We start from the raw sequence: 26,853 nt of genomic DNA, 5'->3' as shown, positions 1-26,853 counted from the left end.
GCCGCACAGGCCCTGGCAACGGTTGAAAGTGAAATAGGCAGGACTACCGACCCGGTGCGCATGTACATGCGTGAAATGGGAACGGTTGAACTACTCACCCGTGAAGGCGAAATTGAAATCGCCAAACGCATTGAAGACGGTATCAATCAGGTACAGTGTTCAGTTGCGGAATACCCGGAAGCCATTACCTACTTACTGGACCAATGGGACCTGTACGAAGCAGAAGAAATCCGCTTAAGCGATATTATTTCTGGCTTTGTTGATCCAAACAGCGAAGAAGACCTTGCCCCTACTGCGACCCACGTTGGCTCTGAGTTATCACAGGAAGAACTGGATGATGAAGACGACGATGACGACGATGATGATGACGACGCTGAAGAAGAAGATGACAGCGGCGTTGATCCTGAGCAAGCACGCGAAAAATTTGCCCAGTTACGCGAACAGTACCAAATTACCCGCAAGGTAATTGAACAAAAGGGCCGCACACATGATGCCGCTCGGAAAGAAATCGCAGCGCTTAGCGATATCTTCAAAGAATTCCGTTTAGTACCCAAGCAGTTCGACCGCTTGGTTAAAAACATGCGTGAAATGATGGACCGCGTTCGTATTCAGGAACGTTTGGTTATGAAGTACTGCGTTATTCACGCGAAGATGCCTAAGAAAGATTTCATTAAGGCATTTGCCGGTAATGAAACCACAACCGGATGGCTGGACGCTTTGCTGAAAAGCGGAGCAGTTTATACTGGCTTACTGGCACAGTACAAAGAAGAAATTGAACGTAGCGTAAGCAAGATTTCGCAGGTTGAACAAGAAACCGGTCTGGTTATCGCAGACATTAAAGACATCAACCGTCGTATGTCTATTGGTGAAGCCAAAGCCCGCCGCGCGAAAAAAGAAATGGTTGAAGCTAACCTGCGTCTGGTAATTTCGATTGCCAAAAAGTACACCAACCGCGGCTTGCAGTTCCTGGATCTGATTCAGGAAGGTAACATCGGTTTGATGAAAGCAGTAGATAAATTTGAATACCGCCGTGGTTATAAGTTTTCAACTTACGCAACATGGTGGATTCGTCAGGCGATCACTCGCTCAATCGCCGACCAGGCACGGACTATCCGTATCCCGGTTCATATGATTGAAACCATTAACAAGCTGAACCGTATTTCGCGTCAGATGTTGCAGGAAATGGGCCGCGAGCCTACCCCGGAAGAATTGTCTGAGCGCATGATGATGCCTGAAGACAAGATCCGTAAAGTCCTGAAAATTGCCAAGGAGCCAATCTCGATGGAAACCCCCATCGGTGATGATGAAGATTCGCATCTGGGCGACTTCATTGAGGACAGCACCATAGTGCAGCCTCTGGATTCAGCAACAGGCAACAGCCTGAAAGACGCGACACAAGAAGTGTTAGCTGGTTTGACAGCGCGTGAAGCAAAAGTACTGCGTATGCGTTTTGGTATCGACATGAACACTGACCATACACTGGAAGAAGTAGGCAAGCAGTTTGACGTTACCCGTGAGCGTATTCGTCAGATCGAAGCAAAAGCATTGCGCAAGCTGCGTCATCCGAGCCGTTCTGAGCAACTGCGCAGCTTCCTTGACGAGTAAGAAAGCCAAGTTGTTACACTAAGTAACCCGTTTCAAAGGCCAGTCACCCGACTGGCCTTTTTTGTTTTCGCTTACCAGAGTAACAATAAATAAAAGTGCCATAAGCAAGTAACAACAAACAGACAACCACAGTGCGCCTTGCTCGTTTGACGCTGCTACAACCACACCCGAAATGGCCGGCGCAATAGTACTCCCAACGCTGCCGCTAAACAGCATCAAGGTAACCAGCATGGGCGGTGCATTAGGGATCTGCTGTGTTCCCAGCGATATTGCGACTTTGTAGATACACGTGGTGAGAAAGCCAAACGCAAACCCAAGAGAAATAAACATTTCTCCAGAGCCACTTGATACCATGGAGAAAGTTAATCCAATAGCCATCATACTGGCACAGATTAACAACCATCTGGTAGGCACAACATTGACCAGCGCCACAGACAGCAGTAATCCAAATATTGACGCGCCCCAGTAATTTCCAACTACTTGCCCTGCCGCGTCCGGTGATAAGCCAAATGCAACCGACAAATAACTGGGGGCCCAGGTAAGAAAACTGGTTTGCGCAATCAGATACGAACACACTGCAAGTGCCATGCATACTACCCGCACATTAACTATCGAGCGAAACTGTAGCCATGCAGAGTTATGTGCAACCGTATTACGACTATTCCCCTGTAATAGTGGACTGCGCGACTCATGTGCTTGCGGGCAATCTCCAGACAGAACAAAAATCAGAATGAGCAGCGCAATTCCACCAACGGCAAGGTAGCTGTACTGCCACGGGTAATGCTGTGCCAGTAACCAACCCGCCAGTGTAGGAAAGAGATAACCCGCAGCACTGAATGCACAGTCGGTTGCAATAAACGCCGATGCCCGTCTTTGCGCCTGATAAATCTTGGAAATGATTACCGCACCACCAGACAGCCCACAACCACATGCAAGCCCCAATAACCAGAAGATCGCAGCTACAGCACTGTAACTCTGAGGCATGATTACGCCCAGCACTAACAGTAAAATAAGCAAACCTGAGTAAGTGAGTACCAACAAATATTTTAGCGAAAACCTGGTATACAGGTACATCGACACACAGGTGCCAACCAGCACGCCTCCGGTAAGCCACGAAAACATGCTCACAGCAACCGCAGGCGGAAGCTGTAACGTAGCAGCAACAGCATTCAGAATAACGCCCGCTTGTGTAAGTAGCCCCGACATAACCATATAGCTAAAAAAGGCAATCAGGGTTAAACGTACCTGGTTAAACAGCATCATTGTGGCTCACTTTCGCTACTTGCATAACCAGACCCAATAGCGCTAAAAGGCAAATTCAGTTCTAGCTCCGGTACTTGTAATCCTATCCACGCGGGAAACGTGTTGCTGTTTGGGCCGGGAAAGACCTGGTATTCATTTGCCCAGGGATATCTGGATACCGCATCGGTTATTTGAGGAATCAGTGCGCTGGCCTTAACCCCCTGTACAGACAATAGCTTTTCTGGCTTCGCCCCATACCAATACCGATCGGGTGTTTTCGTGGTATAGGTGCGCAGTGCTGGTTGACCTTGTCTCACGCGCCAGCCAACCACTTCATACACTGTGTATTCTTCTGCCATTTCAGGCTTAACCGCTATCCATGTATGCACAGCAAACCAGCCTCGCCAGCTAAAGGCATCAGCCGCATATACTTCGATAACGGCATCGGTTATCAAGTCAGGTGATAACGAAATGCCTGCAGGTTCCCGGCTGGCTGTGCGCCAGTCCTGATTACTACACGCGACTACACCCAACAATGCAATGAACACTATACCGACCAGTCTACCCATGAGGTTATACCCTTTGTTGAATGAGACTATCTAATCAGTTGAGTGAATTTCAGGCAAGACTACCGCGATAAAACCACCAGCCTGACCGACCAAACATCGACTGGTAATTTAATAATCAAATCTGCATACTGGACTAAAGAAAGGAATCTGACTATGACCTGGATTGACTACAGCATCATTGCCCTGTATCTCGTAGGCTTATTAGCCATGGGGATCAGCTTTCGCAATCAACCCAACCGTAAAGACTATTTCCTGGGTGGGCGCACGCTCCCCTGGCCAGCGTTGGCACTGTCAGTAATGGCTACCCAATTATCTGCAATCAGCTTTATTTCGGCGCCTGCTTTTGTGGGATTACGCGAGGGCGGTGGGCTGATCTGGCTGTCTTATGAATTAGCCCTTCCGCTGGCAGTGATGCTGATGATGTGGCGCCTACTCCCTACGCTTCATCAAAGCGGAGTGGTGAGTGTTTATGATTTTTTGGAGCGACGGTTCGCACGTTCTACGCGTTTACTTATCAGTTTTGTATTTCAGCTTAGCCGCTCATTTGCCACCGCAATGATGATATACGCCATCTCGCTGATCCTGCAGGGGACCATGGGGATGGCGCAATGGCACAGTATTGTTCTGATAGGGGTGATCACCCTCATCTACTCTGCGGTGGGAGGCATGAAAGCGGTAGTGTTTGGCGATGCCGTACAAATGTTACTCATTCTGGCTGGAGCCTTGATTTGTTTGGTGATGGCGCTGGATGCAATGGGCGGCATAAACGCTACACTGGCCGCACTTGATACCAATCGCTTACAGGCCATCAATCTTGACTCCCTGGGTTTACAGGGGAATGACTTTGGCTTACTCCCCATGCTGTTTGGCGGGGTGGTACTCTATGCTTCATACTACGGTTGCGATCAATCTGAAGCACAACGCTCATTGTCAGCGCACAGCATAAGTGATTTACGCAAAGTAATGTACACCGTTGCCTTAAGCCGCTTTCCTATCACCCTGATATATTGCTGCGCAGGATTGGTAATCGGTGCACTGGTTATGCAAACACCAGACTTACAAGCTCAGATTCCTGCCAACAAGCCTGACTGGATGATGCCAGTTTTCATTGTAAACTACCTGCCCACCGGATTAACCGGACTGTTAGTAGTGGCTATCATGGCAGCAGCCATGTCTTCGTTAAGTTCCGCAATAAATAGCCTGGCGGCAGTGACAACAGAAGATATATGCCGGATGAAAGGCAGCGATGTAAGCGACCAACAATATATGCGCTTTGCCAGGCTCGCGGGCATTGGCTGGGGTATGGTTACGCTGTTGTTGTCTTTTTATGCCGGCGATATTGCCCCTACTATCATAGAAGCCATCAACAAAATTGGTTCCGTGTTTTACGGGCCGGTTCTGGCCACGTTTCTGTTGGGGATACATAGCAAGCGCATCACGGCCAAAGCAGCTAACACCGGATTATTGCTGGGTGTCTTCAGCAATACGTTCCTGTGGCTAAGCGACAATCCGCTATTCTGGTTCTGGTGGAACTTTATTGGTTTTGTAATAACAATCGCAACAGCACATGTTACCAGTACACTCATTCCCCGAAGCAACAAACCCAGTCCACAACGCATTAGTCAGGGATTAACACCCACGTTCATTTTTACACTGTTTGTTTGGTGTACCTTGTTGGTCGTTGTGTGTTCTTCTTTGCCGGATTGGTTGATTTAGGTGTAAAGAACTGGCCTGTGAATGCGTATTCCTTCTACAGGCCAAAATCCCCCTATTCGCCTTTTACATAAGGCGTTTCTGCGTCCAGCTTCTCCAGTTCGTGCGTGCGTTTTAGTGGCGAGCCGGTGTGTCGGGCCATCCAGTAATATGCGGTTGGAACGATGTACAAGGTAAGAAATGCCGATACAAGCACACCGGCGAAAATCACCATACCAATAGCCATGCGGCTTTCGGCACCAGGGCCTGATGCCCATACCAGTGGGACACTACTGAATACGGTGGTAAATCCAGTCATTACAATCGGACGTAGGCGCATTGCTGAAGCTTTACGTAGCGCTTCTTCAAATTCTTCGCCAGCATCCCGGAGCTGGTTGGCGAACTCAACAATCAAAATACCGTTCTTAGCCGCCAAGCCTATCAGCATTACCAGGCCAATCTGACTGTAGATATTCAGTGTCATACCGGCAAAGTAAATCCCAATAAAAGCACCCAGTAACGCGAGTGGCACTGTCATCATGATCACCAAAGGATGCACCCAGCTTTCAAATTGTGCAGCCAGAATAAGATAGGTAATCGACAGCGCTAACAAAAATACAAAGATAAACGAATTGCCTGACTCGTGATAGAGCTGAGACTCACCTTTGTAGTCTACCGACACACCATCGGGTAGCTCTGTATCCACAATATGATTCAGGTAATCCAGCGCTTCGCCAATGGTGTAGTCATTGGCAAGGTTGGCTGAAATAGTCACTGAGCGCATGCGATTGTATCGGTTAAGCTGGGCTGACGTGGCAGATTCAGTGAAGCTAAGCAGGTTATCCAGCGGAATAAGCTTGCCGGTATAACCAGAGCGAACATACAGATTCTCAATACTGTCGGGGCTTCTGAAGGCCGATTCTTCCCCTTCAAGAATAACGTCGTACTCTTCACCACGATCCAGGAAAGTAGATACCCTGCGCGACCCCAGCATGGTTTCTAGCGTGCGACCCACATCGCTTATTGACACACCAAGATCGGCAGCCCGATCGCGGTCGATTTCGATCAATAACTGTGGTGAGGTGGATTTGTAGTCAGAATCCAACCTTACCAGTTTGGGATTTTCTGATGCCTTCTCAATCAGAATATCGCGCCATTCAGCCAGGTTTTCATAGGTATCGCCCTGTAATACAAACTGCACGGGACGGTTAAAACCACCGCCGCCTAAGCCGGTTCGCATGCTGGCAAAGGCCCGTACGTCGGGGATCACGTTCAGGCGTTCACTTATCTCATCCATGATTTCAAATGAGCTGCGGTCGCGCTGATCCCAAGGCACTACGCCCACAATTACCATAGCTGCACGGCCACCAAAGCCAGGAGCACGAACCAGAACCCGGTCTAATTCACCGGCTTCGCGATACTCCATCACGATATCTTCAATTAACTTGAGGTTGCGCGCATTGCTTTCAAAACTGGCCCCTTCCTGCGCCTGCATAATGATGTAGAAGTTACTGCGATCTTCTTTTGGGGTGAACTCGTTCGGTATGCGTTCATGCAACTGATAAATGGCAACCACAGCAAAGGCCAGCAGCAGTATCATCATCACTGGCTGATGAATGGTTTTACCCAGACTCGCATGATAGCCGTTTTCCAGTTTTCTAAACCGACCGTCCAGCCAGTTGCCAAACCCAGAGCGCTCACTCTTCTTCAATAAAATTGAGCCGAGCATAGGCGACAGGGTTAACGCTGTTACACTGGAAAAGGCCACGGCAGCAGCAATAGCAAGAGCAAATTCAGTGAATAAGCGCCCTACGTTACCCTCAAGAAAAACCAGCGGCACAAACACCGCAATGAGAACCAGTGTAGTGGCAACTACGGCAAATCCTACTTCACGCGTTCCGCGATAGGCTGCAAGTAACGGCGCTTCGCCCATTTCAATCCGGCGGTGAATGTTCTCAAGCACAACAATCGCATCGTCTACTACCAGGCCAATCGCCAGTACCATGGCCAGTAGCGTGAGTAGATTGATAGAGAAGCCTAATGCCAGCATCACAATAAATGCAGCAATCAGTGAAACAGGTACGGTAACCGCCGGAATCAGTGTGGCACTCACATTCCCCAGAAACAGGTAAATCACCACAATAACTAACAGCATCGCAATGCCCAGTGTGTTGTATACCTCTGAGATTGACTCTTCAATAAACACCGATGAATCGTAGCTGGGCACAATGAAGATATTGTCTGGCAACGATTGTTCAATGATGGCAATTTGCGCTCTGGCCGCACGCGCTACATCAAGGGTATTGGCTTTAGACTGCTTAATGATCCCAAGACCAATCATGTTCACGCCATCGCCACGGAACTCGGTTTCATCATCTACTGCTGCCAATTCTACTTTGGCCACATCGCCAAGGCGGACCAAATAGCCGTCCTCACCAATGGCAATGGTTAATGCAGCAAAGTCATCGGGGGTTAAGAACGTTCTGGCGACACGTACTTCAAAATCGCGGTTAAACGATTCAACCTGCCCGGCCGGTAACTCTACGTTTTCAGAGCGGATCACCGACTCTACATCGGCCACAGTTACGCCACGAGCCGCCATTGCAGTGCGATCCAGCCACACTTTCATGGCATAGGTGCGACCTCCACCAATTTGAATGCGAGCAACGCCATTTACAATGGATAACCGATCCACCAGGTAACGCTCAGCGTAATCGGTAAGCTCCATGGTATTAAGGTTGGTGCTGCGCAGGTTAAACCACATCACCGCCTGTTCATCGGAATTAGACTTGGACACTTCCGGTGGGTCAGCCTGGTCAGGCAAGTTGTTTAGTGCGCGGCTAACCCGCTCGCGAACATCATTTGACGCGGCATCAATATCACGTGACAGTTCAAATTCAATGGAAATATCGGAGCGTCCATTACGACTGGTAGAGGTGATATTTTTAATGCCCTCGATACCGCTGATACGGTCTTCCAGAAGCTGGGTGATGCGCGTTTCAACAATATTGGCCGACGCGCCAGGATAGTTAGTGCTGATGCTCACAATTGGCGGATCGATGTCCGGATATTCGCGTAACGACAGCATAGTAAAAGAAACAATACCGAAAATAATCAGCAGCAGGTTAACAACCGAGGCAAAGACCGGACGTTTTACCGATACATCAGACAGCCACATAGCTTAGCTCTCCTGAGCAGAACGGTTCAGTATTTTAACCAGCGAGCCTTCGCGAACCCTGAGCGTGCCCTCGGTAATGATTTGTTCGCCCAGTTGCAATCCTGTTACAACCTGAACCCAGCCAGGGCGGCGCTCACCAATCTGGATTTCCCGTTCCGACACTTTATTATCTTCGGCTACCACATACACAAACTGTTTATCACCATTAGGCACGAGCGCTTCTTCAGGTACCACCAGGGTGTCCAGCACCTGCTTTTCAATGGTTACGTTCATCAGCATACCCGGGCGCAAATCAGCACTGGCATTGTTGATCATTGCGCGGGCCAGAATCGACCGGGTAACCGGATCAATACGCGAATCAATGGCGGTGATTTCCCCCATAAACTCCCGACCTGGATAAGCAACTGAGGTAGCAGTTACCTTTTGGCCCGCCGCCATGCTTGCCAGGTGATTTTCGGCAACGTTAAAGTCAACCTTGATTACGCTGATATCATCGAGCGTTGTGATTTCATCGGCAGGGCGCACCAATGACCCAACGCTCACCTGACGTATGCCTAATTTGCCGCTGAACGGTGCGCGAATTTGCAAATCGGCTAACTGGGCATTGGCAACTGCGATTTGCGCTTCCAGTGATTTTACCAGCGCCTGTTGTTCATCTAACAGTTGCTGAGAAGCAGCACTGGTTTTTGCCAGATTTTTAATGCGGGTCAGCTGGCGCTTAGCTTCATCCAGACTTACCTGAAGTTGCGCAACACGCGCCACTTCTTCGGTATTGTTCAACTGAACCAGTAACTGGCCAGCTTTCACAGTATCGCCATCGTTAAACTGAACCTGAGTAACCGTGTCGGTAACCTGCGCCGTTAAGGTAACAGACTCATTCGCTTTAGCCGTGCCAAGCGCGTCTATGGTTACCGGAAACAACCTGTTCTCAACGGTAAACACCTTAACAGGTGTGGCGCGCTGCCCCATGGGCTGTGCAACATTGTCTGCCGGCCAGTTTAAATACACCAATAAACCGGTCATCGCGACCACACCTAACAATAACGGCGACAGCTTTTTACCCAATGCCATAGTAAACCCTGTTATACTGCCCCGCGATCACCTACATTTGGCTGCGGCGCATACTGTTGTTAAAAACATGCAAATTCTCTTACTAATTCTACCGAAACCATTGAAATGCGGATCGCTTTTAACAGCGATTTTGGTAGTTTTAACGCTTTTTGGCTGCTCAGACCCTACTCCGTCTGCCCCATTTTGCCGAAGTGTCCCAACAGCCCTCCCTGATAACGTCAGCTCTGAGGGGGCTGCTTGTTTGATAAGAGTGAATAATTCGGCCTTGCTTATTCGTCATCGTTTAACCGGTAAACTGGACTTTCCCGCAGGTGGTCGTGAAGGTAATGAAACCTTGCAATGCACCGCCCATCGCGAAACCTGGGAAGAAACCGGCTTAAATGTGGAAGTAGGCCCGCTGCTTTCGCTCACCGCCTCCGGCATGCCGGTATTCAACTGCACGGCCGATTCGTCCATTGCCAGATTACCGGCCCAATTTGATGCACCTGACTGGTCTGGTCTGGAAGTGAAACTGCTTGAAAAGGTTGATCCATTTTTACTCAGTGAAGATGAATTGCGTTTCGCTGATGATCTCATTCCTCTTCGGGATGCATACGTAAAAGCAGGCAAACTGCCTGTCGCGGATCATCCTCTGTACTAATACCCCCTATTTTCACTTTGTTCTGGCTCAACTAATAGTGACTTAGTGGCGGAATATTTCTGATCCGGCTGTACATTTTCCGGGTAGCACCCCTACAATTAAAACACTTGTTTATATTTATTGCCCTGCTGAATGCCTTGTCAGGAAATAACTGGTTTTAACCCGGTTGTTCTGATGACTGGATTCAAATGCATACAACTAGGAGAATGCTATGCCCGGCTACCTACCGCCGCTTGCGGATTTCCGCTTTTTATTGCAAGACTGGTTAAAGATAAACGAACACTACGCTTCGCTGGGATTAGGCGAGTTTGACGCCGATCTCGCGATGGAAGTCATAGAACAAGGCGGCAAGTTCGCTGCTGACGTGGTTGCTCCATTAAATCGCGAAGGCGATGAGCACGGCTGTCATCTTACCGATGGCAAGGTATCTACCCCCCAGGGGTTTGCCCAGGCCTACCACAGCTATGTGGAAAACGGCTGGAATGCCATGCTGGGAGACGTAAACTACGGTGGACAGGGCTTGCCTTACTCCATGGCGGTACCCGTACATGAAATGCTGAATTCCGCCAACCTGAGCTGGCGGCTTACCACTATGTTAACCGAGAGTGCCGTACTGGCTATCACTAAACATGCCAGCGACGAGTTAAAAGCCATCTATCTGGAAAAGCTGATCAGCGGTGAATGGACCGGCACTATGAATCTTACTGAGCCGCATGCGGGCAGTGATTTAAGCTTACTGTCTGCTAAGGCTGAGCCTAATGGTGATGGCAGCTATGCTATCACGGGCAGTAAGATATTTATTACCGCTGGCGACCATGACTGGACCGACAATATTATTCATATGGTACTGGCCAGATTGCCCGACGCCCCTGCTGGGGTTAAAGGAATTAGTTTATTCCTGGTACCCAAGTTTCTGCCCGACCAGAATGGCAATCCCGGTAAACGCAACGCTGCCGGCCCTAGTGCCCTCGAGAAGAAAATGGGCATTAAAGCCAGCCCCACCTGCGTAATGAACTTCGACGGCGCAACGGGCTGGTTAATCGGTGAGGCTCATCAGGGTCTGGCTTGTATGTTCACAATGATGAATGATGCGCGGTTTCAGGTTGGCCTGGAAGGGCTGGGGGCGTCTGAAGCCGCTTTCCAAGGGGCGCTTAGTTATGCCCGCGAGCGCTTACAATCGCGTGCGCCTCAGGGTATTCAGCAACCGAACGACAAAGCCGATGCGATTATTTTTCAGCCCGATGTAGCGCGCATGTTACTAACCCAGAAGTCCTTCGCCGAAGGATGTCGGGCACTGGCAATGCTTTATGCCAAGTACATGGATATAGCGCATAATGCCGAAGATGACCGTAAAGAAGAGGCCAATGCCGTTTTACAATTCCTTACCCCTGTATGCAAAGCCTTCATGACCGATACCGGATTGGAAGCAACCAGTCTTGGTGTACAGGTTTATGGCGGCCACGGATACATCCGCGAGTGGGGAATGGAACAACTGATGCGCGATGTGCGAATTGCGATGTTGTACGAGGGCACCAATGGTATTCAGGCACAGGATTTAATTGGCAGAAAGCTCACCCGTGATAAGCAAGGTATGCTGGACAGCACCTATCGGGCATTCAATGAGTTAGTTAGCAACATAGTACAGCCCAATAACAAACAAACGGCTGAGCAGTTGTTACAGGAGTGGTATACCACTTCGCAAACGGTGAAGGGTTTTGATCCGGTGAATGCATCTGGCGGCGCATGCGATTACCTGCAATACACGGGATACGCCTTACTTGGTGTATTGTGGTATTCCATGGCTGATGCAGCCAGCCAGTGTGGCAATCCACATATCGCTGCCGGTAAACAGAAAACCTGTACATTTTATGCCGAGCGCATTTTACCGCGTATGCAAGGTCATAAAGCAGCACTGTTTGCAGAGGCTGCCAACATACTGGCCGTATCGGGCAGTGAGTTTGACTATCTGTAAAACGCTTGTGTAAGCAATACTGTTTTTCGGATTTCACATAACAAGAAGCCGCTCTAAGAGCGGCTTCTTTATTAGTATAAATACAATCTCAAAATCGCATTGTTACTTAACGCACTGCACAACGCGAACGCGTACAACTGCGGCGCAGCAATATGCCATCCAGCGTATTCACCAGGCCATCACCGTTGATGTCGTTTACGGCATCATAGGGGCGCTTGGTGAGGATTGCACGCATGATCAGGATGAAGTCGTTAAGATCAATGTCTCCGTCACCATCTAAATCGCCTTTTAAGGCAGACGATAACGACAAACCAATCAACAACGGATCGTGATCTGACGTACGGTAAGGTGTAGTGCCATCGAAAATGTCCGTCGGACGGCCAAAGTCGGTGTTGTAATCCAACGCATCGGCTTCGTCTGAGTTAATATTCCACGACGTTGCTCCGGTGATTTGGTCCATCAGCGACGCTGACGCCAAACCGTGATCCAGGTTACCTGCAAAGCCATCAAATACATACGAGTAGTGTGCTTCACCGGCAGTGACACTGGTGTATCCGTTAGATGTTAACTCAACAATGGGGTCTTCCATGCTGTACGCATTCAGGTCACCAATGATCAGAATATCATCGTCGTTAACGCCAGTTGGGTAAGTGGCCAGCCACTTATGCAGCACTTCAGCAGCCTGAGTACGGCGCTCGTTCCAGTTGCCTGCACCGTCGCCCGCATCAGCGTTGCCACCCGTACCTGAACCGCCTTTAGATTTAAAGTGGTTTACCGATACCGTGAACACTTCAGAGGTCGCTTTTTCAGTGAAGCTGACAGTCAGGCTTGGACGACTGGTAGATGAACCATCAAATACTGGCGCGTAGCTGCTTAATCCCAACGCAGCCAACTGGCTGTCATCCAGAATGGCTAACGTACTACCCGGCGTTACTTCTACAGTATCCGCGCAATACAGGAAGCCAACCGCAATAGCATCAGTACCCACGCGCTGTAACGGATCAACATACTGATAATTGCTACAGGCCGATTCGGTTTGATTCAACGCAGTTACCAGTGACGCCATGGCGCTGTTTGAGCCTTCCACGATGTCATTTTCAATCTCAATGACACCCAGAACGTCAGCGTCAAGTGCAGTAATAGCGGTTACAGTTTTCTGTAACTGACGAGCATACTCTTCAGCGTTATCCGCACCACGACAATCACCTGTGCCACCGCCTAAATAACAGCTGCTACCAAAGGTATTGAAGAAGTTCAGCAGGTTAAAGCTGGCTACCTGAATTGAACCACCTACATCAGGACGGTCTTTACGTGCTTCAGGACGGGTAAATACCGGTTCAACGGTTGGCATTAAACGGTACATCTCATCACCCGAACCTCCACTGGCTTTGCGATAGCTGATCACACCCGTGAGGTTTGTCACTTCGTCGCTCATGCGCACTGCATTTGCCGTTGACAGGCCAGGCGCAGGGAAGCGAATAGGTGAAGGATTCTGAATGCTAAAGCCATCATCCAGCATTAAGCGGTTTGCCGCAGCGGCTGCAACATAGGCTGCATAACCCGACGCTGATGGCGCATTGATCTCAGTATATTGCACCTGACGACCTTCGCTGCTCAGCAGTATTTCACCGAAGCGATCAAGGTTGAACAGTTCTGTTACTGCCAGGGTTTGCGCGAACATCACCTGCATACCTTCATAGGCTTCCAAATCCGCAATGGCTTCGCCACTGGAATTAGTTGTGGTTGCCACAGGTAATGTGATCACTGCCGGAGTTGGCAGCGCATTGCCTGAAGATACCACCTGAACACTACCAGACTGCACGTCCAGCTGCGTATCACCAAAGTATTCTGCAACGGTACCTACCAGATATACTTTGTCGCCCACCGATACATTTACTGAAGGTGAGCTGCCATCGAACACAAACAAGCCTTCAGACGTTGACGCATCGCTATCGGCATCGGCGTCTTCTTCCTGTACGAAGAATCCGCGTAAATCGCCGTCGCTACCACTGCCACTCTGATGGTCAGCCACTACAATTGCTTCAATGGCTACCTGAGTATTCACTAATGGGCTAGCAGATCCACTGCCTTGAACTGCGCTGATTTTAACCAGTGTCAGTTCGCCGCCGGTACCACCGTCGCCGCCGTCACCACCGCCACAGGTTGCACCAACGGTAGTGTCGAACGTTTGACCTGCGTTGATTTCACCAGGCGATGCGGCTGCAGGGCCGCTCCACGAGAAGTGACAAACTTCACTGCCAGTGCCGCTTAACTGCAGGGATTCACTGTCCAGTGTGGTGCCGGTTTCAGCAACACCGATATCCGATGCTGTTACACCTGAGGCACTGCCACTGGTAGCGGTTAAGTCACCTTCGTAACTAATAAAGTCAATCAGTTCACCGTTGTAGCTAAGGGCTACACCGTCTGGTGAACCGTTCTGAATACCAGAAATATACGTAACGAGCGTACCAAAACCATTTGCCTGATTCGGGATAGTGCCAGAAAGCGCAACGGTACTGTACACGGTACCACCGTTACCGTTGTAAAGCTCAATGCTTACGCCGGTCAGGTCGGTGCCCGCAGGGCCCGCAATTTCAACAAATTCATTAACGTCAGAACTTACGTTGTCGTAGTGCAGTTCGTTGATGAACAATTTGGCTACGTCACCGGTTTCTGGATCTGGTTCTTCCGGATCTTCTGGCTCTTCCGGATCAGTGCCACCACCGTTGCCGTTAAAGGTTTGCGATGGGTTGGTATTATTTGGGCTTTCTGCCCCTGCGATCCAGGTAAAGTCGCTATAGCTGGTGCCGGAGCCGCTTAATTGCAAAGACTGGCCAATTTCAGTTGAAGAGGTTTCTGCTACACCAATATCTGTACTGTCGGTTCCTACGGCAGCGCCGTCAGTTGCCGTCATAACACCTTCGTAGCTTAAAAATTGAATCACTTCGCCAGTAGCCGATACCAATGCCATGCCGTCCGGCGCGCCGTTTTGAATCGAAGACGGTAAAACAGCGATAGTACCAAAACCATTGCCGTTATCGGGCAGTGTGCCAGACAGTGCAATTGTGTTGTAAACCGCGCCATTGCTGCCGTTGTATAACTCAATGGTCATACCGGTCAGATCAAGGCCTGCCGTACCAGCGATTTCAATAAACTCGCCTACATCAGTGCCAGCGTTGTCGTAGTGAATTTCGTTAAAAAACACAACTTCATTGCCGGTAAAGGTTTGCCCTTCGTTTAGCGCATCTCTGGTAGCGTTATTAAACGCTTGCCAGGTAAAGTCGTTGTACTGTGCGCCGGTGCCAGTTAACTGTAAAGACGCACCTTCTGGTGTTGCGCTTGTTTCACTTACACCAATATCAACACTTGTCATGCCAGCCGCATCGCCGTCTGTAGCGGTAAAGCTGCCTTCATAACTTAAAAACTGAATCACAGTGCTGCTTGCATCTACCAATGCCACACCATCAGGTGCGCCATTTTGAATGCCGGATACGTCGATAGCGTAAGTGCCAAAGCCATTACCCATGTCGGCAACCAATCCAACCAGTTCCTGGCTGATATACTGAGTGCCATTGCTGCCGTTATAAAACAGCACTTTATATCCGGTTAAATCGGTACCAGCAGGTGCCACGACTTCGACGAACTCGCCAACGTCAGTACCTGCATTATCGTAATGAAGCTCATTGATGAACACATCGGTTGCGAAAACCTGTGTCGCCCACATCGCACTGATGAGAGCGGGATACTTTATTTTCATTGTTGTTCCTTGGAAGCCAGTTGTCCTAATTCTTATCGTTAGGTGTGTGTTTCGGGCCAGTAAAACTATCAGTATCAAGTGACAAGATTGTGACACCTGTACCAATGGTACAAGTTATGAGAATTTTCTTTACGTATCAATTATTAATATTTGTAAACGGACCGGACGGTCTGGTCAAAAATCTGATATAAGTGTAAAAATAACTGACACAAAAAGTACCAATAAGTTTGGTTTTGGCTGACAAAAATAAAAGAGAAGTTTATGAAATAATCAGTTAGCGCTATCACCCCATTTCTACAGTTTGTAAAAAAAACTGACAACCAACAGGAATGACTTTTAAGAATATTTTTTACGGAAAAAAGGTAAGACCAATAGTATTGGTTATAAGCGTGGTATCAAAACAACACCACGCTTATATGAGGCAAGATTAAGACTTAGCTACCGTGTCGCTGAACTCTTCATCGAACCAGCGTTTTAGCATCACTTTTTCGTAGCGCAGTAAGTCATTAGTGTGAATGGTGCCGCCGCGATTCATGAATGCCATGTCTTTGAGTGACACTTCTGCGCTTTTAATCACCTGATTGTTCTCAGATAACGAATAACTGAACGTCATACGGGGTATATCAATTTCGCGAATAATGCGAACGTCCATCCCCGAACCAAACGTTGGCCAAACCTGACCAGCCAAATCCAAATTGGTTACTGTGATACTAAGTTGCTGCCCTTCTGGTAATGTGGCAGCTAATTCTTCGAAGTATTCACCTAAATCGCGCATTACCCGATTGCGAAAACGCACTCTTGATTCGTTACTTGGGCGTATATCAGAATACGACTTTGGGTCTTCCCAGGTTACTTCAACGTTGCTAACAGACTCTGATTCGTCTGCCACTGTACCCAGCGAAAACGCTGCGGCTGATGACAACAATAGTAGTTTTGCCAGTACACGCATAATTGCTCTCCCGTTCTGAAATTCAGACTATTCAACAAGCACTTTTTACTGCATACCCAAAGTGTATGTTCTCGGTGTTCAGTATCTAATATATATCCTTAACAGAACATGAACAACAGGTGTACTGTGCAAGATGATCGGTTTGCCCGGCTACTTTACTGCTGTCAGTTGAGTGCCGTTGTTGTCGTGATGAGACAGCGGTGAGCGTTCAATTTCCTGACAAAACAAATGTAAGGTGGCACCGTACACATAAGGATTGTGATCGTCGTTGGCGCAGTAATTATGATAAAACTGCATAAGCTGTAAGCGCGACGACAGTATGGTTGCGATATATTCCTGCTGATAAGGACGCATAGCCTGAATTTGCCCCTGCATGTTGGCAGAAATGTCGGCAAGCTGCTCGCGTTCTTCCCGTTGCGCAATGTCGGTCATCCATTCACTTACGGTTGCCTGCACATCCGACAGTAAATACTGTACAAAAGGCAACTGTAAAATCACCACCAACACTGCAATTTCTAAAGCGATGGCAAATGAACGAAACATGTGAGTAATAGTCTCCGTTAGTTAATGATACCGTCCTGAAAAATCAGCGCGCAGATGCGCGCTAAAATACAACCAGGTCAACATGATTTACTTTATCGCAATCTCTCACTCAGATACGTTGTGGAATTTATACCTGATTATAGTTTAGCTGATACTCTGCCATTTGCGCTCTGGCACCCTATTTTCTGAACATGTGTATAACCTCAGCGTATCAGTTCGATTACACTGACAGCCTGATACCATTGTGGCATAGAAGAAAAGGTATCAGTGATATACACTTACGCGCGGTAAAAGTTATCGCTTTTCACAACGCATCGGCAGCGTTGTGGTGGCAAGACAACACAGGGATTGATCTATATTAATTAAAATTAATATGTTGTTGATATACTCCCGCCGTATTCTTCGATTTCTGTTTTTTAAATAAGGTAGTCAAATGAACGATCAGATTCCGGTGAAAAACGTTACCCCGGTAAAAGTTCACAAGCCCGAGGGCAGCCAGGAGGCTAAGAAATACACGCCCCGTAGCCGGATATATGTGCGGGCTGTGCAGGGGCCACTTGAGAACTTCCGTCGTTTGTTTGGTTTTGTATTTATTGCCATTTTCGCTGTGTTTCCGTGGATACAGTACGACGGCCATCAGGCCATCCTGCTGGATATTATGGAGCAGCGTTTCACGATTTTTTCATTAACGTTATGGCCGCAGGATCTTACTCTGCTTGCCTACATATTCATTGTTTCCGCGTTCGCACTGTTTTTTATAACCACCTTTGCAGGGCGCGTGTGGTGCGGATTTATGTGTCCGCAAACTACCTGGACATACATTTACGTATGGTTTGAAGAGAAGTTTGAAGGCAACCGCAACAAGCGTATGAAACTGGACGAGCGCCCTATGGACGCAGACAAGTTCCTGCGCAAAACGGCCAAGCATACTGCCTGGGTATTGGTTGCACTATTAACATCTCTCACCTTTGTGGGCTATTTCACGCCAATTGGGCCGTTGTTTATTGATTTCTTTACCTTTGACGCCAGTTTCTGGGCGACCTTTTCAATTCTGTTTTTCACCGTGTGTACCTACGGAAACGCGGGCTGGATGCGTGAAATTATGTGTACGCACATGTGCCCTTATGCGCGGTTTCAGTCGGCAATGTTCGACAAAGACACCTTTACCGTGTCTTACGATCCCAACCGGGGTGAAAAACGCGGTCCACGCCCTCGCAAACTTGCCCATGCCGAACTCGCCGACAAAGGCCTGGGGGAATGTATCGACTGCAACCTGTGTGTTCAGGTATGTCCAACCGGTATCGACATTCGCAACGGCCTGCAATATGAGTGCATTAACTGCGGTGCCTGCGTGGACGCATGTAATGGCGTAATGGAAAAAATGGATTACCCCAAAGGCCTGATCAGCTTTACTTCCGAACACGAATTAAATGGAGGCACCACCCACATTGTTCGCCCCAAACTGATTGGGTATTTGGTAGTACTGTTGGTAATGGTGGGATTATTGATTGCCGATATCGCTACGCGGGTTCCCCTTGAAGTCGACATTATTCGTGACCGCAACTCGCTGTATCGCGAAAACCTGAACGGGCAAATAGAGAACGTTTACACGTTAAAAGTGCTGAACAAATCGCAATCCCAGTATACTTACACCATCAAAGTAGAAGGGTTGGCTGAGTATCAGTTTATTGGTGAACAAGTGGTTACCGTAGAGGGTGGCGAGGTGTTCAGCTTACCGGTTTCGGTGGCAACGGATCCCGAGAATCTTGACGGCCGGGTAACCGAAATCTACTTCCATGTCTCGACTACCGGTCAGGATGGCAGTATTGTAGAGGTTCTTGAACCAACGAAATTCCTCTACCGGTAACCAATTATTCAGTGAGTGACTTTACTTTTGCCGCGCTGTCGCCCGATACCATCCTTGCCGCACTTGAACAGTGCGGCATCTATCCCCAGTCGGGCCTGCTGGCGTTAAACAGCTACGAAAACCGCGTTTATCAGTTTATTAGCGACGAGCAGCAACGCTTTGTTGTGAAGTTCTACCGGCCGCAGCGCTGGAGCGACGAGCAAATTCTGGAAGAACACCAGTTTAGCCAGGAACTGGCAGACGCCGAAATTCCCATAGTGGCGCCTTGCCTGCACAATGGCCAGTCGCTGCATTACGCTCAACAGTACCGTTTCGCATTGTTTCCGTCTGCGGGCGGACGACAGTTTGAACTGGATAACCTTGACCACCTTGAGTGGATGGGACGCTTTATCGGCCGTATGCATAAAGTAGCCGGAAGCAACCCTTTTGCACACCGCCCTACGCTGAATACCGAGAGTTTTTTAACTCAGCCGCGCAATACGCTGGAGCACAGTGAGTTGTTGCCAGATGGCCTGAAAAACGCTTTCTTTACCATTTTGGATCAGGTAATAAGCCTAACCAAAACGCTCTACAAACCCAAAAAGACCATTCGCCTGCATGGCGATTGTCACGCGGGGAATATTTTGTGGCGAGACGGCCCGATGTTTGTTGATATGGACGATTGCCGAATGGGCCCGGCAGTGCAGGATTTGTGGATGATGTTAAGCGGCGACCGCCCTCAACAGTTACTGCAATTAGAAACGATGCTGGAAGCCTATGAAGAGTTTTGCGACTTCGATAATCGGGAACTGGCGTTAATTGAGCCTCTGCGCGCTATGCGAATGGTGCATTACATGGCCTGGCTGTCAGATCGCTGGCAAGATCCCGCGTTTCCAAGGGCATTCCCGTGGTTTGGTGAACTCAAATACTGGGAACAGCAGGTACTGGCCCTGAAAGAGCAATTGTCTGTTCTGCAAGAACCACCGTTGTCACTCACTCCGCAGTACTGATCCACATAAACATACCCATGCCAGTACAGCTGGCATTGCGGTATAAAAATTTTACTTTTTATTCCATCCACTTATAATTGCCGCCAACACAGGTGCCCAGCCTTATACGCGCTGGGATAATCGGGAAGTAAGTGAAAGACTTACGCTGCCCCCGCAACGGTAATCAAGCAATAGTTTTATTGTGTTCCCTATGCGCCACCGGCTTTGCCGGGAAGGCGGGACGCACGCAACCGCGTGTTTGACAGCCCGGAGACCGGCCTGTGCAGGGTCGATGCACCAGCAAGGCATCGAAAATCTTATCTCGGCACTCGGTGGGAGTGCAAACAGAGAACCTATTATGATCATTCGTACACTTTCATGCGCGGTAGCACTGGCCTGCACTGCGGGCTTTTCAACTACTTCATTCGCACAATCAGCACCCGTTGAAACCATTACCGTAACCGGTTCGCGTACACCACTGGCACTCAGTAAACTGGCTGCGTCGGTTACCGTGCTCACCGAACAGGACATTCAGGCATCCGGCGCGTCACAGATCACCGATTTGTTACGCGGTTTACCCGGTATTAGTATTAGTCAGTCTGGTAGCCCGGGCTCGTTAACTGAGTTGCGCTTGCGCGGCAGTGAAACCAATCATCTGCTGGTACTTATCGACGGTGTGGTAGCCAACGACATCAGCCAGGGCAGCTTATTCGACTTCGCCCATTTAACCGCCGCCAATATTGTGCGCATTGAATTGTTCCGCGGTGCACAAAGCGCATTGTGGGGCAGTGGTGCCGTAGGCGGCGTACTCAGCATTACCACCACGGCGGCCAATCAATCCAATTCAACTATGAGTGTGTCGGCTGGTGCCGGTAACGCCGACACCTATCGCGCAGCAGCTTCTGCCAGTTTCCGTGGCGAGCAACTTCAGGCAAATGCCTCTGCCAGTGTGCTTGATACCGCAGGTGACAACGTGTCACGCCTGGGTGGTGAGCGCGACGGATACGAAAACACCACATTGAATGGTGGTATTCAGTGGCAACCAGCCGAGCAACACAGTCTGGATGCAAAAGTACGCTTCACCGACTACACCAATGAGTACGATGGGGTAGATTACGCGGTAACTGGTCTGCCAGCCGATGCGGATAACGTAACCAATGGTGAGCAGTTATCAGCACAGGTAAACTGGCAGTTTACCCCTACAGACCTGCCCTATCGCAGCGTAGTGAGCATTCATTACAACCGCAACGAAAACAGCAATACTACCGACGGTATTGATGCAGGTGGTACACAGGGTGAGCGCAAGCAGTTTAGCTGGACGCATTTTGTTGCTCTGGGTGAAACCACACTGGCAGTTGGCAGTGAGTACCTGCGCCGTGAATTCGAGCAAAGTGGCCCGGTCAGCTGGGACGACCCCAATTACCGCGGTCAAGACAGCACCAGCAGTGTGTTTGCCGAATTAACCGGTTTGGGCAACGACAAGCTGAATACGCAATTTAGTGTGCGTTACGACGACAACGAACGCTTTAGCCGCGCCTGGAGCTATCGCGCCGGGGCACGTTATGCCATTACCGATAACGTAAAGGTATTCGCCAGTGTGGGGCAAGCCGTAAAAACGCCCAGCTTCACTGAGCTGTATGGCTATTATCCCGCCACATTTATTGGCAACCCTGCCCTGCTTCCTGAACAAAGCCAGGATGTTGAATTAGGCGCAGATATTATTTTACCGGCCAATGTCACCTTGCAGCTAAGTGTGTTTTCAACGCGCTTAGAAGACGAGATTCAAGGCTTCGTGTACGACGCCGACAGCGGTATGTACACGGCCCAGAATGCCTTTGGCAAATCGCGTCGCGACGGTGTTGAAGCCTCCGCACAGTGGCAGTATGACGATATCAGCGTAACGGCACACTACACATACTTGGATGCAACCCAGGGTGAAACTGAAACAGTTGAACTGCGCCGTCCGAATCACACAGGCTCACTCACTGCACGCTATTCATTCCCTGTTCAGGGTTTGTCTGCTTATATTAAGGCTGCGTATACCGGTACCCGGTTAGATACTTTCTACCCACCGTGGCCGGCGAGTGCACAAACCCTGCATTTAAAGCCTTACTGGCTAACGACGGCTAACATCGATTATCAAATCGACAGCCAGTGGCAGGCAGGTTTGCGCATTGACAACGCACTGGATGAATCATTTGAGGATATCGTAGGGTATCAGGGCAGTAACCGCAGAATTCTGGCTCACACCAGCTATTCATTTTAACGGTTTGCCGACAACCACATTCGCCTGGTCGATAGCGACTAGGCGAAGTGCGGCCCTTGTGATAACCTCAGCACTTTCCATAGCTTGACGAAGGACGTATACAAGAATGAAGAAGTTTGCATTGTTGATAATGCTGGCATTATTGGTGCCGCTACAGGCGTGTGCTGCCGAAAAATGGCAGGAAGGCGAGCACTATGAAGTACTGGATAAGCCCTTGAGTGAAAAACCTCAGGTCGTTGAGTTTTTCTCGTACTGGTGTCCTCACTGTTATCGCACCGAGCCTTTTGTAGTCAAGCTGAAAGCGGCACTGGACAAAGGTGTTAAATTCGAAAAAGTGCACGTAAACTTCATGCCTTATACCAGTCAGGAAGTTCAGGACGACGTAACAAAAGGCATGCTGCTGGCCAAAGCGCTGAAGCAGGAAGACGAGTTAAGCGGTGCCATTTTTAACTACATTCATCGCCAGCGCGCAACCATTACCGGCATCAAGGATATCCGCAATATCTTTGTGATCAATGGTGTGGATGGCGAGAAATTTGACAGTCTGGTAGACAGCTTTGGCGTTAAGTCGATGCTGGCGAAAAACAATAAAGTCATTGAAGATTACCGCAACGATGTGCGTTCGGTACCTACTTTCATTGTTAACGGTAAATACAAAGTACAATTTACCCGCGACATGACCGAACAGGATCGCCTGGACGTCATTAACTTCCTGGCCGCTAAGAAAAGCTAATACAGCCACTTTACGCTATAAGAAGCCGAACGCAATGTTCGGCTTTTTTATTTCTGCTTCTTTTGACGAGGGAAAGTACGAGTTATGCGCAATAGCAGGATACCGTTTCCCGGCATCAGGGCCTTGCAAACTTACCGGTCATTAGTCGCCTTCTACCGCCCATTTTTCAGGTATTATTAACCCGCCAACACAGCTTAGTTGCGAAAAAAGGTAGCTGCAAGCAGCTACCTCATGTATTGACTGATACGCAGAGTCAAGCCGGGGAGTAAGGCAATGACGACTGGTGTGCAACAATTCTCAGCTTGCCGGATTTGTCCTTAACATAAGCAAAGGTGTATTCCACTTTTGTTTCGCCACCTTTTAGGTCGGTAAAATAATAATTACCCATGGCCACTGCCATACTACAGCTATTATTAATAATCCCAACATTGTCAAATTTCACTTTGGTATAGGGCTTAATGGCAAAACCTTTATCTTCAGTGTACGACTCATTCCCACCTACAAAGTAAGATAACGCTGCGTCAAAACTCGATCTAAACTGCACCTTGGCGGCCAGGGTGGGTTTGAACAACACGCTGCTTAAGTCGTAGCCATACATATCCTGAATAAAATCTGCAGCCGCAGTTTTATAGTCCCCGTTAGCCGTATACACCGAACCAATACGAACAATCCCATCTCCCCATAATTTCTGGGCTTCAACCACTTCGCGCTCTGAAATACAGGAATCAGAATAGAGTAAGCGGTTATCTGCCACCGGCGCGGATGAATGGCTCATTGCGGGCTCACTTGCAGCACTTTTTAACTGCTGGGATTGCGCGGTAGCACAACCTGTTAATATCACTGAAGAAAGCGAAATAGCCACTAACGTTTTTAAGTTCTTTTTTTGCATAATCATACTCTCTTATACCTAAATTAGATAAGTAAACAGTGTCGACTAATCACTGCCTGTTGTTCATGATTAAGCGTATTGTTTAAGCCTGAATAAAACTTGAAAGGAAGATTAAAAGAACATTAAAAATGCGCAGGCTTTGGAAGCTCGCAGGTTCAACAAGGATTCAGCCGTGCTGTAACCGGCATCAATAAACTATTGGAGAGGTCTTTTCGTATACTTGTTAGTGTCTATACTAGGAGTGTGGAACCGCATCCTTGTTAATGTTGGAGTCGCTCATGTTAAGACAACTGGTGTATCGTAGTCGGGCTACCCAAAAGATGTCTGAACAGGATATCGATAAAATAGTCGATGATTCAGTTCCCTTTAATAAGGCCAACAACATAACCGGTTTATTGCTGTTCGATGGAGAATTCTTTTTTCAGGTTCTTGAGGGTGAGGGCGAAACCGTTCATGGTCTGTTTGAACATATTAAAAGCGATCCCCGCCATACCAACGTTGTGAAGGTCGTCGACAGCGCCTGCGCCCAACGCGAATTTGGGAAATGGCATTTGCGGACCCTGATTTTAAATCCCGATAACCAGTGTTACTGGTTACCTCAAGACCTTACCGTAAGACGAGACAGCAGGGTATTCTCGTTGCTTAACAGCTTTGCTACCGGCCGCTGGCGCAGCTGCGTGTCGGCAGAAGACAAAGCCTCAGTTAATTGTATTATTGCTACCAGCGCGATTACGCTGGCCCCTTATCCTGCCAGTCAAATTCAATTTGCCTTTCAACCAATTGTCGATACCCGAATTGGTGGTATCTCGTCCTATGAAGCACTATTACGCAATCAGGATGGGACCAATCCGGAGCTAATTTTAGCCGGCCTTCCTGAGCAACAACGATACGAGTTTGATTTAAATTCCAAGGCAATTGCCATCACACAGGGCGCAAAACTTTTACAACCCGGTCAGTCTTTATCGGTTAACTTGCTGCCCGGCGCAATAACGCAAAATAAACAAGTGGTGGACCAATTATTACGCTATCTGAAAGAAGGTGGATTGCGACCGGAACAATTAATACTGGAGATCACCGAAAGTGAAATGGTGAAAGAGAGTGATGCCTTTTTTGCTGTAATTGAAAGCATTCGTGCCACAGGGATCCGCCTGTCACTGGATGATTTTGGTGCGGGGTACGCCGGTCTGTCATTACTGGCAGATCTCATGCCTGACAAAATTAAGCTGGATAGAGCTATTACCAACGGGATTCATGAAAGTGGGCCGCGTCAGGCTATTCTGCACTCGGTATTTGAATTTGCCAATGCCACGGGCAGCCACCTGATAGTTGAAGGCGTAGAAAGCTTTGAAGAGTGGCTCTGGCTGAATAATACAGGGGTCCGTAAATTTCAGGGCTTTTTGTTTGCCAGGCCACAGTTAAATGGTACCCAGGCGATCCACTTTAACGCACGCGCATTAATCAACCAACTACAAGACTAACTGCACCCTGTGTGCAGTTAGTCCCAGTCGTTATTGATCAATTTTCCCTAGCATCACCGCCAAGTCGTCTATGCGGGTTACCGTATCCTTCACCAGTTTATCAATTTCGTTACTGGCGTCACGAGAATGGGAAGCCAGGTTTCTTACTTCATCCGCCACCACGGCAAAACCACGACCTACATCACCCGCCCGGGCCGCTTCAATCGCAGCATTAAGCGCCAATAGGTTAGTTTGCTCTGAAATCCCGTTAATAGTGCCAATAATATTACTAATGGTCTGACTCACACTGAGCACTCCCTTCATGGCTTCCTGAGTTTGATTAACAGCAATCCTTCGGGCCGTAATATCAATACCAAACAACACGTATTGAGTAATTTCATCTTTAAAATTCTTCAGTGCACAAATTCCGGCATCCAACGACAACAGAAAATCGCCATGACCAAAATTTATCTGCAATTTAATGTTCCCACTGCCCTGCAACTCTGCCTTGTGTTCTGCGCTGAGTTCTTTTAACACTTGATCCACAAAGGCCTGCTGCGTGGCCCTTGAACCGAGCTTTGCTGCCAGCAAATCACTGGGCGTTTTCAACCGGCCATCCTTATCAATGTCGATTAGCACCAATGAATTATCGATGGCATTGATTTTACGGGTAAAGTCCAGCGCCATCTGTTTAACCTCGGTAATGTTAGCCTGTACCGAAATATAGTTTTTCACCTCGCCTTTTTCATTCAGGATTGGCGTGATAGACAACGATACCCAGTACGGCTCGCCACTCTTGGTATAGTTTAGGATTTCATCATAAAACGGCGTACGGTCGTGCAGATTCTTGCGAATTCGGGCTATGGTGTCTACTGAGGTTTCGGGGCCCTGCAGGAAGTCGCCCGGTTTCTTGTGTTTAATTTCTGCCAGTGAATAGCCGGTTAACCTTTCAAAGCCTTTATTCACGTACACAATCAGCCCGGCCGAATTGGTAATAATGACTGAGTTATCTGTTTCATTGGCAACCATAGAGAGCATTTCCCGCTCTTCCCGCATGAGTACTTCCTGGGTTACGTCTTTAACAAACGCGGTATACAGCGTTTTGCTTTCAAGTCTGACTTTCGATAACGATAACTGCCCCCACAGCACTTTACCGTCTTTACGTTCTATTTTAATTTCACGGCTGGTACCGACGATTTTATCCTGCCCGGTTTCCCGGTTAGCGTTAACATATCTATCGTGATTTGCCTGAATAGCCTGTGGAACCAGCATCTTCACGTTTTGCCCCAGCACTTCTTCACGATCGTATCCCCACAAGGTTTCAGCGGCGGCATTGAACAAGGTAACGCAGTTGTGTTCATCGATACAGACAACGGCATCCAATGCCTGCTCGAGCGTTTGCGCCATGGTTTCCCGGGAATCTCTTTCCTGAGAAATATCACGCACAAAAGCGGT

General features: G+C 48.6%; 18 protein-coding genes and 1 riboswitch. Of the genes, 9 read left to right on the top strand and 9 right to left on the bottom strand.

Annotated features, from left to right (window positions below):
- On the top strand, positions 1–1,605 hold a 1,605-nt coding region (rpoD, locus tag ACLR2L_RS08875), incomplete at its 5' end, for an RNA polymerase sigma factor RpoD (RefSeq protein ID WP_413367511.1).
- Positions 1,606–1,623: 18 nt separating this feature from the next.
- Here the strand turns inward: rpoD and tsgA are convergent.
- Complete coding sequence (gene tsgA / locus ACLR2L_RS08870) at positions 1,624–2,868, bottom strand: MFS transporter TsgA (RefSeq protein WP_413367509.1); 1,245 nt, start codon at positions 2,866–2,868, stop codon at positions 1,624–1,626.
- Positions 2,865–3,416 carry a DUF3750 domain-containing protein gene (locus tag ACLR2L_RS08865; RefSeq protein WP_413367507.1) on the bottom strand — a complete coding sequence of 184 codons (552 nt, stop codon included), beginning with the start codon at positions 3,414–3,416 and terminating at the stop codon, positions 2,865–2,867. Before ACLR2L_RS08865 ends, tsgA begins: the two co-directional genes overlap by 4 nt.
- 153 nt (positions 3,417–3,569) lie before the next feature.
- On the opposite strand from ACLR2L_RS08865, the gene ACLR2L_RS08860 reads away from it, so the two are divergent.
- The gene (locus ACLR2L_RS08860; RefSeq protein ID WP_413367505.1) at positions 3,570–5,132 is read left to right on the top strand and encodes a sodium:solute symporter family transporter; all 1,563 of its coding nucleotides are present in this window, start codon (positions 3,570–3,572) and stop codon (positions 5,130–5,132) included.
- 52 nt (positions 5,133–5,184) lie between these two features.
- On the opposite strand, the gene ACLR2L_RS08855 is transcribed toward ACLR2L_RS08860, so the two are convergent.
- Positions 5,185–8,286: an efflux RND transporter permease subunit gene (locus tag ACLR2L_RS08855; protein WP_140958518.1), complete on the bottom strand. Its 3,102-nt coding sequence runs from the start codon at positions 8,284–8,286 to the stop codon at positions 5,185–5,187.
- Between the two features lie 3 nt (positions 8,287–8,289).
- On the bottom strand, positions 8,290–9,357 hold the full coding sequence (locus ACLR2L_RS08850) for an efflux RND transporter periplasmic adaptor subunit (RefSeq protein ID WP_413367502.1): 1,068 nt from the start codon (positions 9,355–9,357) through the stop codon (positions 8,290–8,292).
- Here ACLR2L_RS08850 and ACLR2L_RS08845 point away from each other — a divergent pair.
- Both ACLR2L_RS08845 and ACLR2L_RS08840 read left to right on the top strand, forming a co-directional pair.
- Positions 9,254–9,997 carry an NUDIX hydrolase gene (locus tag ACLR2L_RS08845; protein WP_413367500.1) on the top strand — a complete coding sequence of 248 codons (744 nt, stop codon included), beginning with the start codon at positions 9,254–9,256 and terminating at the stop codon, positions 9,995–9,997. The two genes, ACLR2L_RS08850 and ACLR2L_RS08845, sit on opposite strands and share 104 nt — an antisense overlap.
- Positions 9,998–10,208: 211 nt before the next feature.
- Positions 10,209–11,969 (top strand): acyl-CoA dehydrogenase family protein, encoded by a 1,761-nt coding sequence (locus ACLR2L_RS08840; RefSeq protein WP_413367498.1) that lies wholly within the window; start codon positions 10,209–10,211, stop codon positions 11,967–11,969.
- A 106-nt stretch (positions 11,970–12,075) separates the two neighbouring features.
- On the opposite strand, the gene ACLR2L_RS08835 is transcribed toward ACLR2L_RS08840, so the two are convergent.
- The 3 genes from ACLR2L_RS08835 to ACLR2L_RS08825 form a co-directional block, all read right to left on the bottom strand.
- The gene (locus tag ACLR2L_RS08835) at positions 12,076–15,726 is read right to left on the bottom strand and encodes an ExeM/NucH family extracellular endonuclease (RefSeq protein WP_413367496.1); all 3,651 of its coding nucleotides are present in this window, start codon (positions 15,724–15,726) and stop codon (positions 12,076–12,078) included.
- A gap of 427 nt (positions 15,727–16,153) precedes the next feature.
- Complete coding sequence (locus tag ACLR2L_RS08830) at positions 16,154–16,675, bottom strand: DUF3016 domain-containing protein (RefSeq protein ID WP_140958523.1); 522 nt, start codon at positions 16,673–16,675, stop codon at positions 16,154–16,156.
- A 150-nt stretch (positions 16,676–16,825) separates the two neighbouring features.
- Entirely contained in the window at positions 16,826–17,218 is a 393-nt protein-coding gene (locus ACLR2L_RS08825) for a hypothetical protein (protein WP_140958524.1), read from the bottom strand.
- A gap of 433 nt (positions 17,219–17,651) precedes the next feature.
- Between ACLR2L_RS08825 and ccoG the strand changes: the two genes are divergently transcribed.
- The 4 genes from ccoG to ACLR2L_RS08805 all read left to right on the top strand — a co-directional run bounded on the left by ccoG (position 17,652) and on the right by ACLR2L_RS08805 (position 23,052).
- Positions 17,652–19,085: a cytochrome c oxidase accessory protein CcoG gene (gene ccoG / locus ACLR2L_RS08820; RefSeq protein ID WP_413367494.1), complete on the top strand. Its 1,434-nt coding sequence runs from the start codon at positions 17,652–17,654 to the stop codon at positions 19,083–19,085.
- A gap of 11 nt (positions 19,086–19,096) precedes the next feature.
- Positions 19,097–20,074 (top strand): serine/threonine protein kinase, encoded by a 978-nt coding sequence (locus ACLR2L_RS08815; RefSeq protein ID WP_140958526.1) that lies wholly within the window; start codon positions 19,097–19,099, stop codon positions 20,072–20,074.
- A 73-nt stretch (positions 20,075–20,147) separates the two neighbouring features.
- Positions 20,148–20,351, top strand: a riboswitch (cobalamin riboswitch).
- A gap of 60 nt (positions 20,352–20,411) precedes the next feature.
- Positions 20,412–22,319 (top strand): TonB-dependent receptor plug domain-containing protein, encoded by a 1,908-nt coding sequence (locus ACLR2L_RS08810; RefSeq protein ID WP_413367491.1) that lies wholly within the window; start codon positions 20,412–20,414, stop codon positions 22,317–22,319.
- Positions 22,320–22,425: 106 nt separating this feature from the next.
- On the top strand, positions 22,426–23,052 hold the full coding sequence (locus ACLR2L_RS08805; RefSeq protein WP_140958528.1) for a thiol:disulfide interchange protein DsbA/DsbL: 627 nt from the start codon (positions 22,426–22,428) through the stop codon (positions 23,050–23,052).
- Between the two features lie 253 nt (positions 23,053–23,305).
- Here ACLR2L_RS08805 and ACLR2L_RS08800 read toward each other — a convergent pair whose 3' ends face one another.
- A complete protein-coding gene (locus ACLR2L_RS08800) occupies positions 23,306–23,941 on the bottom strand; it encodes a phosphoribosyl-AMP cyclohydrolase (protein ID WP_413367489.1) in 636 nt (211 codons plus the stop codon).
- A gap of 278 nt (positions 23,942–24,219) precedes the next feature.
- Here ACLR2L_RS08800 and ACLR2L_RS08795 point away from each other — a divergent pair, with 278 nt between their 5' ends.
- Entirely contained in the window at positions 24,220–25,419 is a 1,200-nt protein-coding gene (locus ACLR2L_RS08795) for a diguanylate phosphodiesterase (protein WP_413367487.1), read from the top strand.
- A 30-nt stretch (positions 25,420–25,449) separates the two neighbouring features.
- Here ACLR2L_RS08795 and ACLR2L_RS08790 read toward each other — a convergent pair.
- Positions 25,450–26,853: PAS domain S-box protein (locus tag ACLR2L_RS08790; protein WP_413367485.1), on the bottom strand; the 1,404-nt coding region annotated here is incomplete at its 5' end.

It is taken from the genome of Alteromonas sp. AMM-1 (assembly GCF_047290655.1).
In the GTDB taxonomy this organism is placed as follows: Bacteria; Pseudomonadota; Gammaproteobacteria; order Enterobacterales; family Alteromonadaceae; genus Alteromonas; species Alteromonas mangrovi.
The sequence above is the reverse complement of the archived record's forward strand: the minus strand, read 5'-3'. Positions and strand labels throughout refer to the sequence as shown.

Coding starts and splice junctions, on each gene's coding strand:
- ACLR2L_RS08845 (WP_413367500.1), top strand. CDS start 9,254: ATGGGCTGTGCAACATTGTCTGCCGGCCAGTTTAAATACACCAATAAA.
- ACLR2L_RS08855 (WP_140958518.1), bottom strand. CDS start 8,286: ATGTGGCTGTCTGATGTATCGGTAAAACGTCCGGTCTTTGCCTCGGTT.
- ACLR2L_RS08860 (WP_413367505.1), top strand. CDS start 3,570: ATGACCTGGATTGACTACAGCATCATTGCCCTGTATCTCGTAGGCTTA.
- ACLR2L_RS08850 (WP_413367502.1), bottom strand. CDS start 9,357: ATGGCATTGGGTAAAAAGCTGTCGCCGTTATTGTTAGGTGTGGTCGCG.
- ccoG (WP_413367494.1), top strand. CDS start 17,652: ATGAACGATCAGATTCCGGTGAAAAACGTTACCCCGGTAAAAGTTCAC.
- ACLR2L_RS08835 (WP_413367496.1), bottom strand. CDS start 15,726: ATGAAAATAAAGTATCCCGCTCTCATCAGTGCGATGTGGGCGACACAG.
- ACLR2L_RS08810 (WP_413367491.1), top strand. CDS start 20,412: ATGATCATTCGTACACTTTCATGCGCGGTAGCACTGGCCTGCACTGCG.
- ACLR2L_RS08805 (WP_140958528.1), top strand. CDS start 22,426: ATGAAGAAGTTTGCATTGTTGATAATGCTGGCATTATTGGTGCCGCTA.
- tsgA (WP_413367509.1), bottom strand. CDS start 2,868: ATGATGCTGTTTAACCAGGTACGTTTAACCCTGATTGCCTTTTTTAGC.
- ACLR2L_RS08830 (WP_140958523.1), bottom strand. CDS start 16,675: ATGCGTGTACTGGCAAAACTACTATTGTTGTCATCAGCCGCAGCGTTT.
- ACLR2L_RS08865 (WP_413367507.1), bottom strand. CDS start 3,416: ATGGGTAGACTGGTCGGTATAGTGTTCATTGCATTGTTGGGTGTAGTC.
- ACLR2L_RS08840 (WP_413367498.1), top strand. CDS start 10,209: ATGCCCGGCTACCTACCGCCGCTTGCGGATTTCCGCTTTTTATTGCAA.
- ACLR2L_RS08825 (WP_140958524.1), bottom strand. CDS start 17,218: ATGTTTCGTTCATTTGCCATCGCTTTAGAAATTGCAGTGTTGGTGGTG.
- ACLR2L_RS08795 (WP_413367487.1), top strand. CDS start 24,220: ATGTTAAGACAACTGGTGTATCGTAGTCGGGCTACCCAAAAGATGTCT.
- ACLR2L_RS08800 (WP_413367489.1), bottom strand. CDS start 23,941: ATGCAAAAAAAGAACTTAAAAACGTTAGTGGCTATTTCGCTTTCTTCA.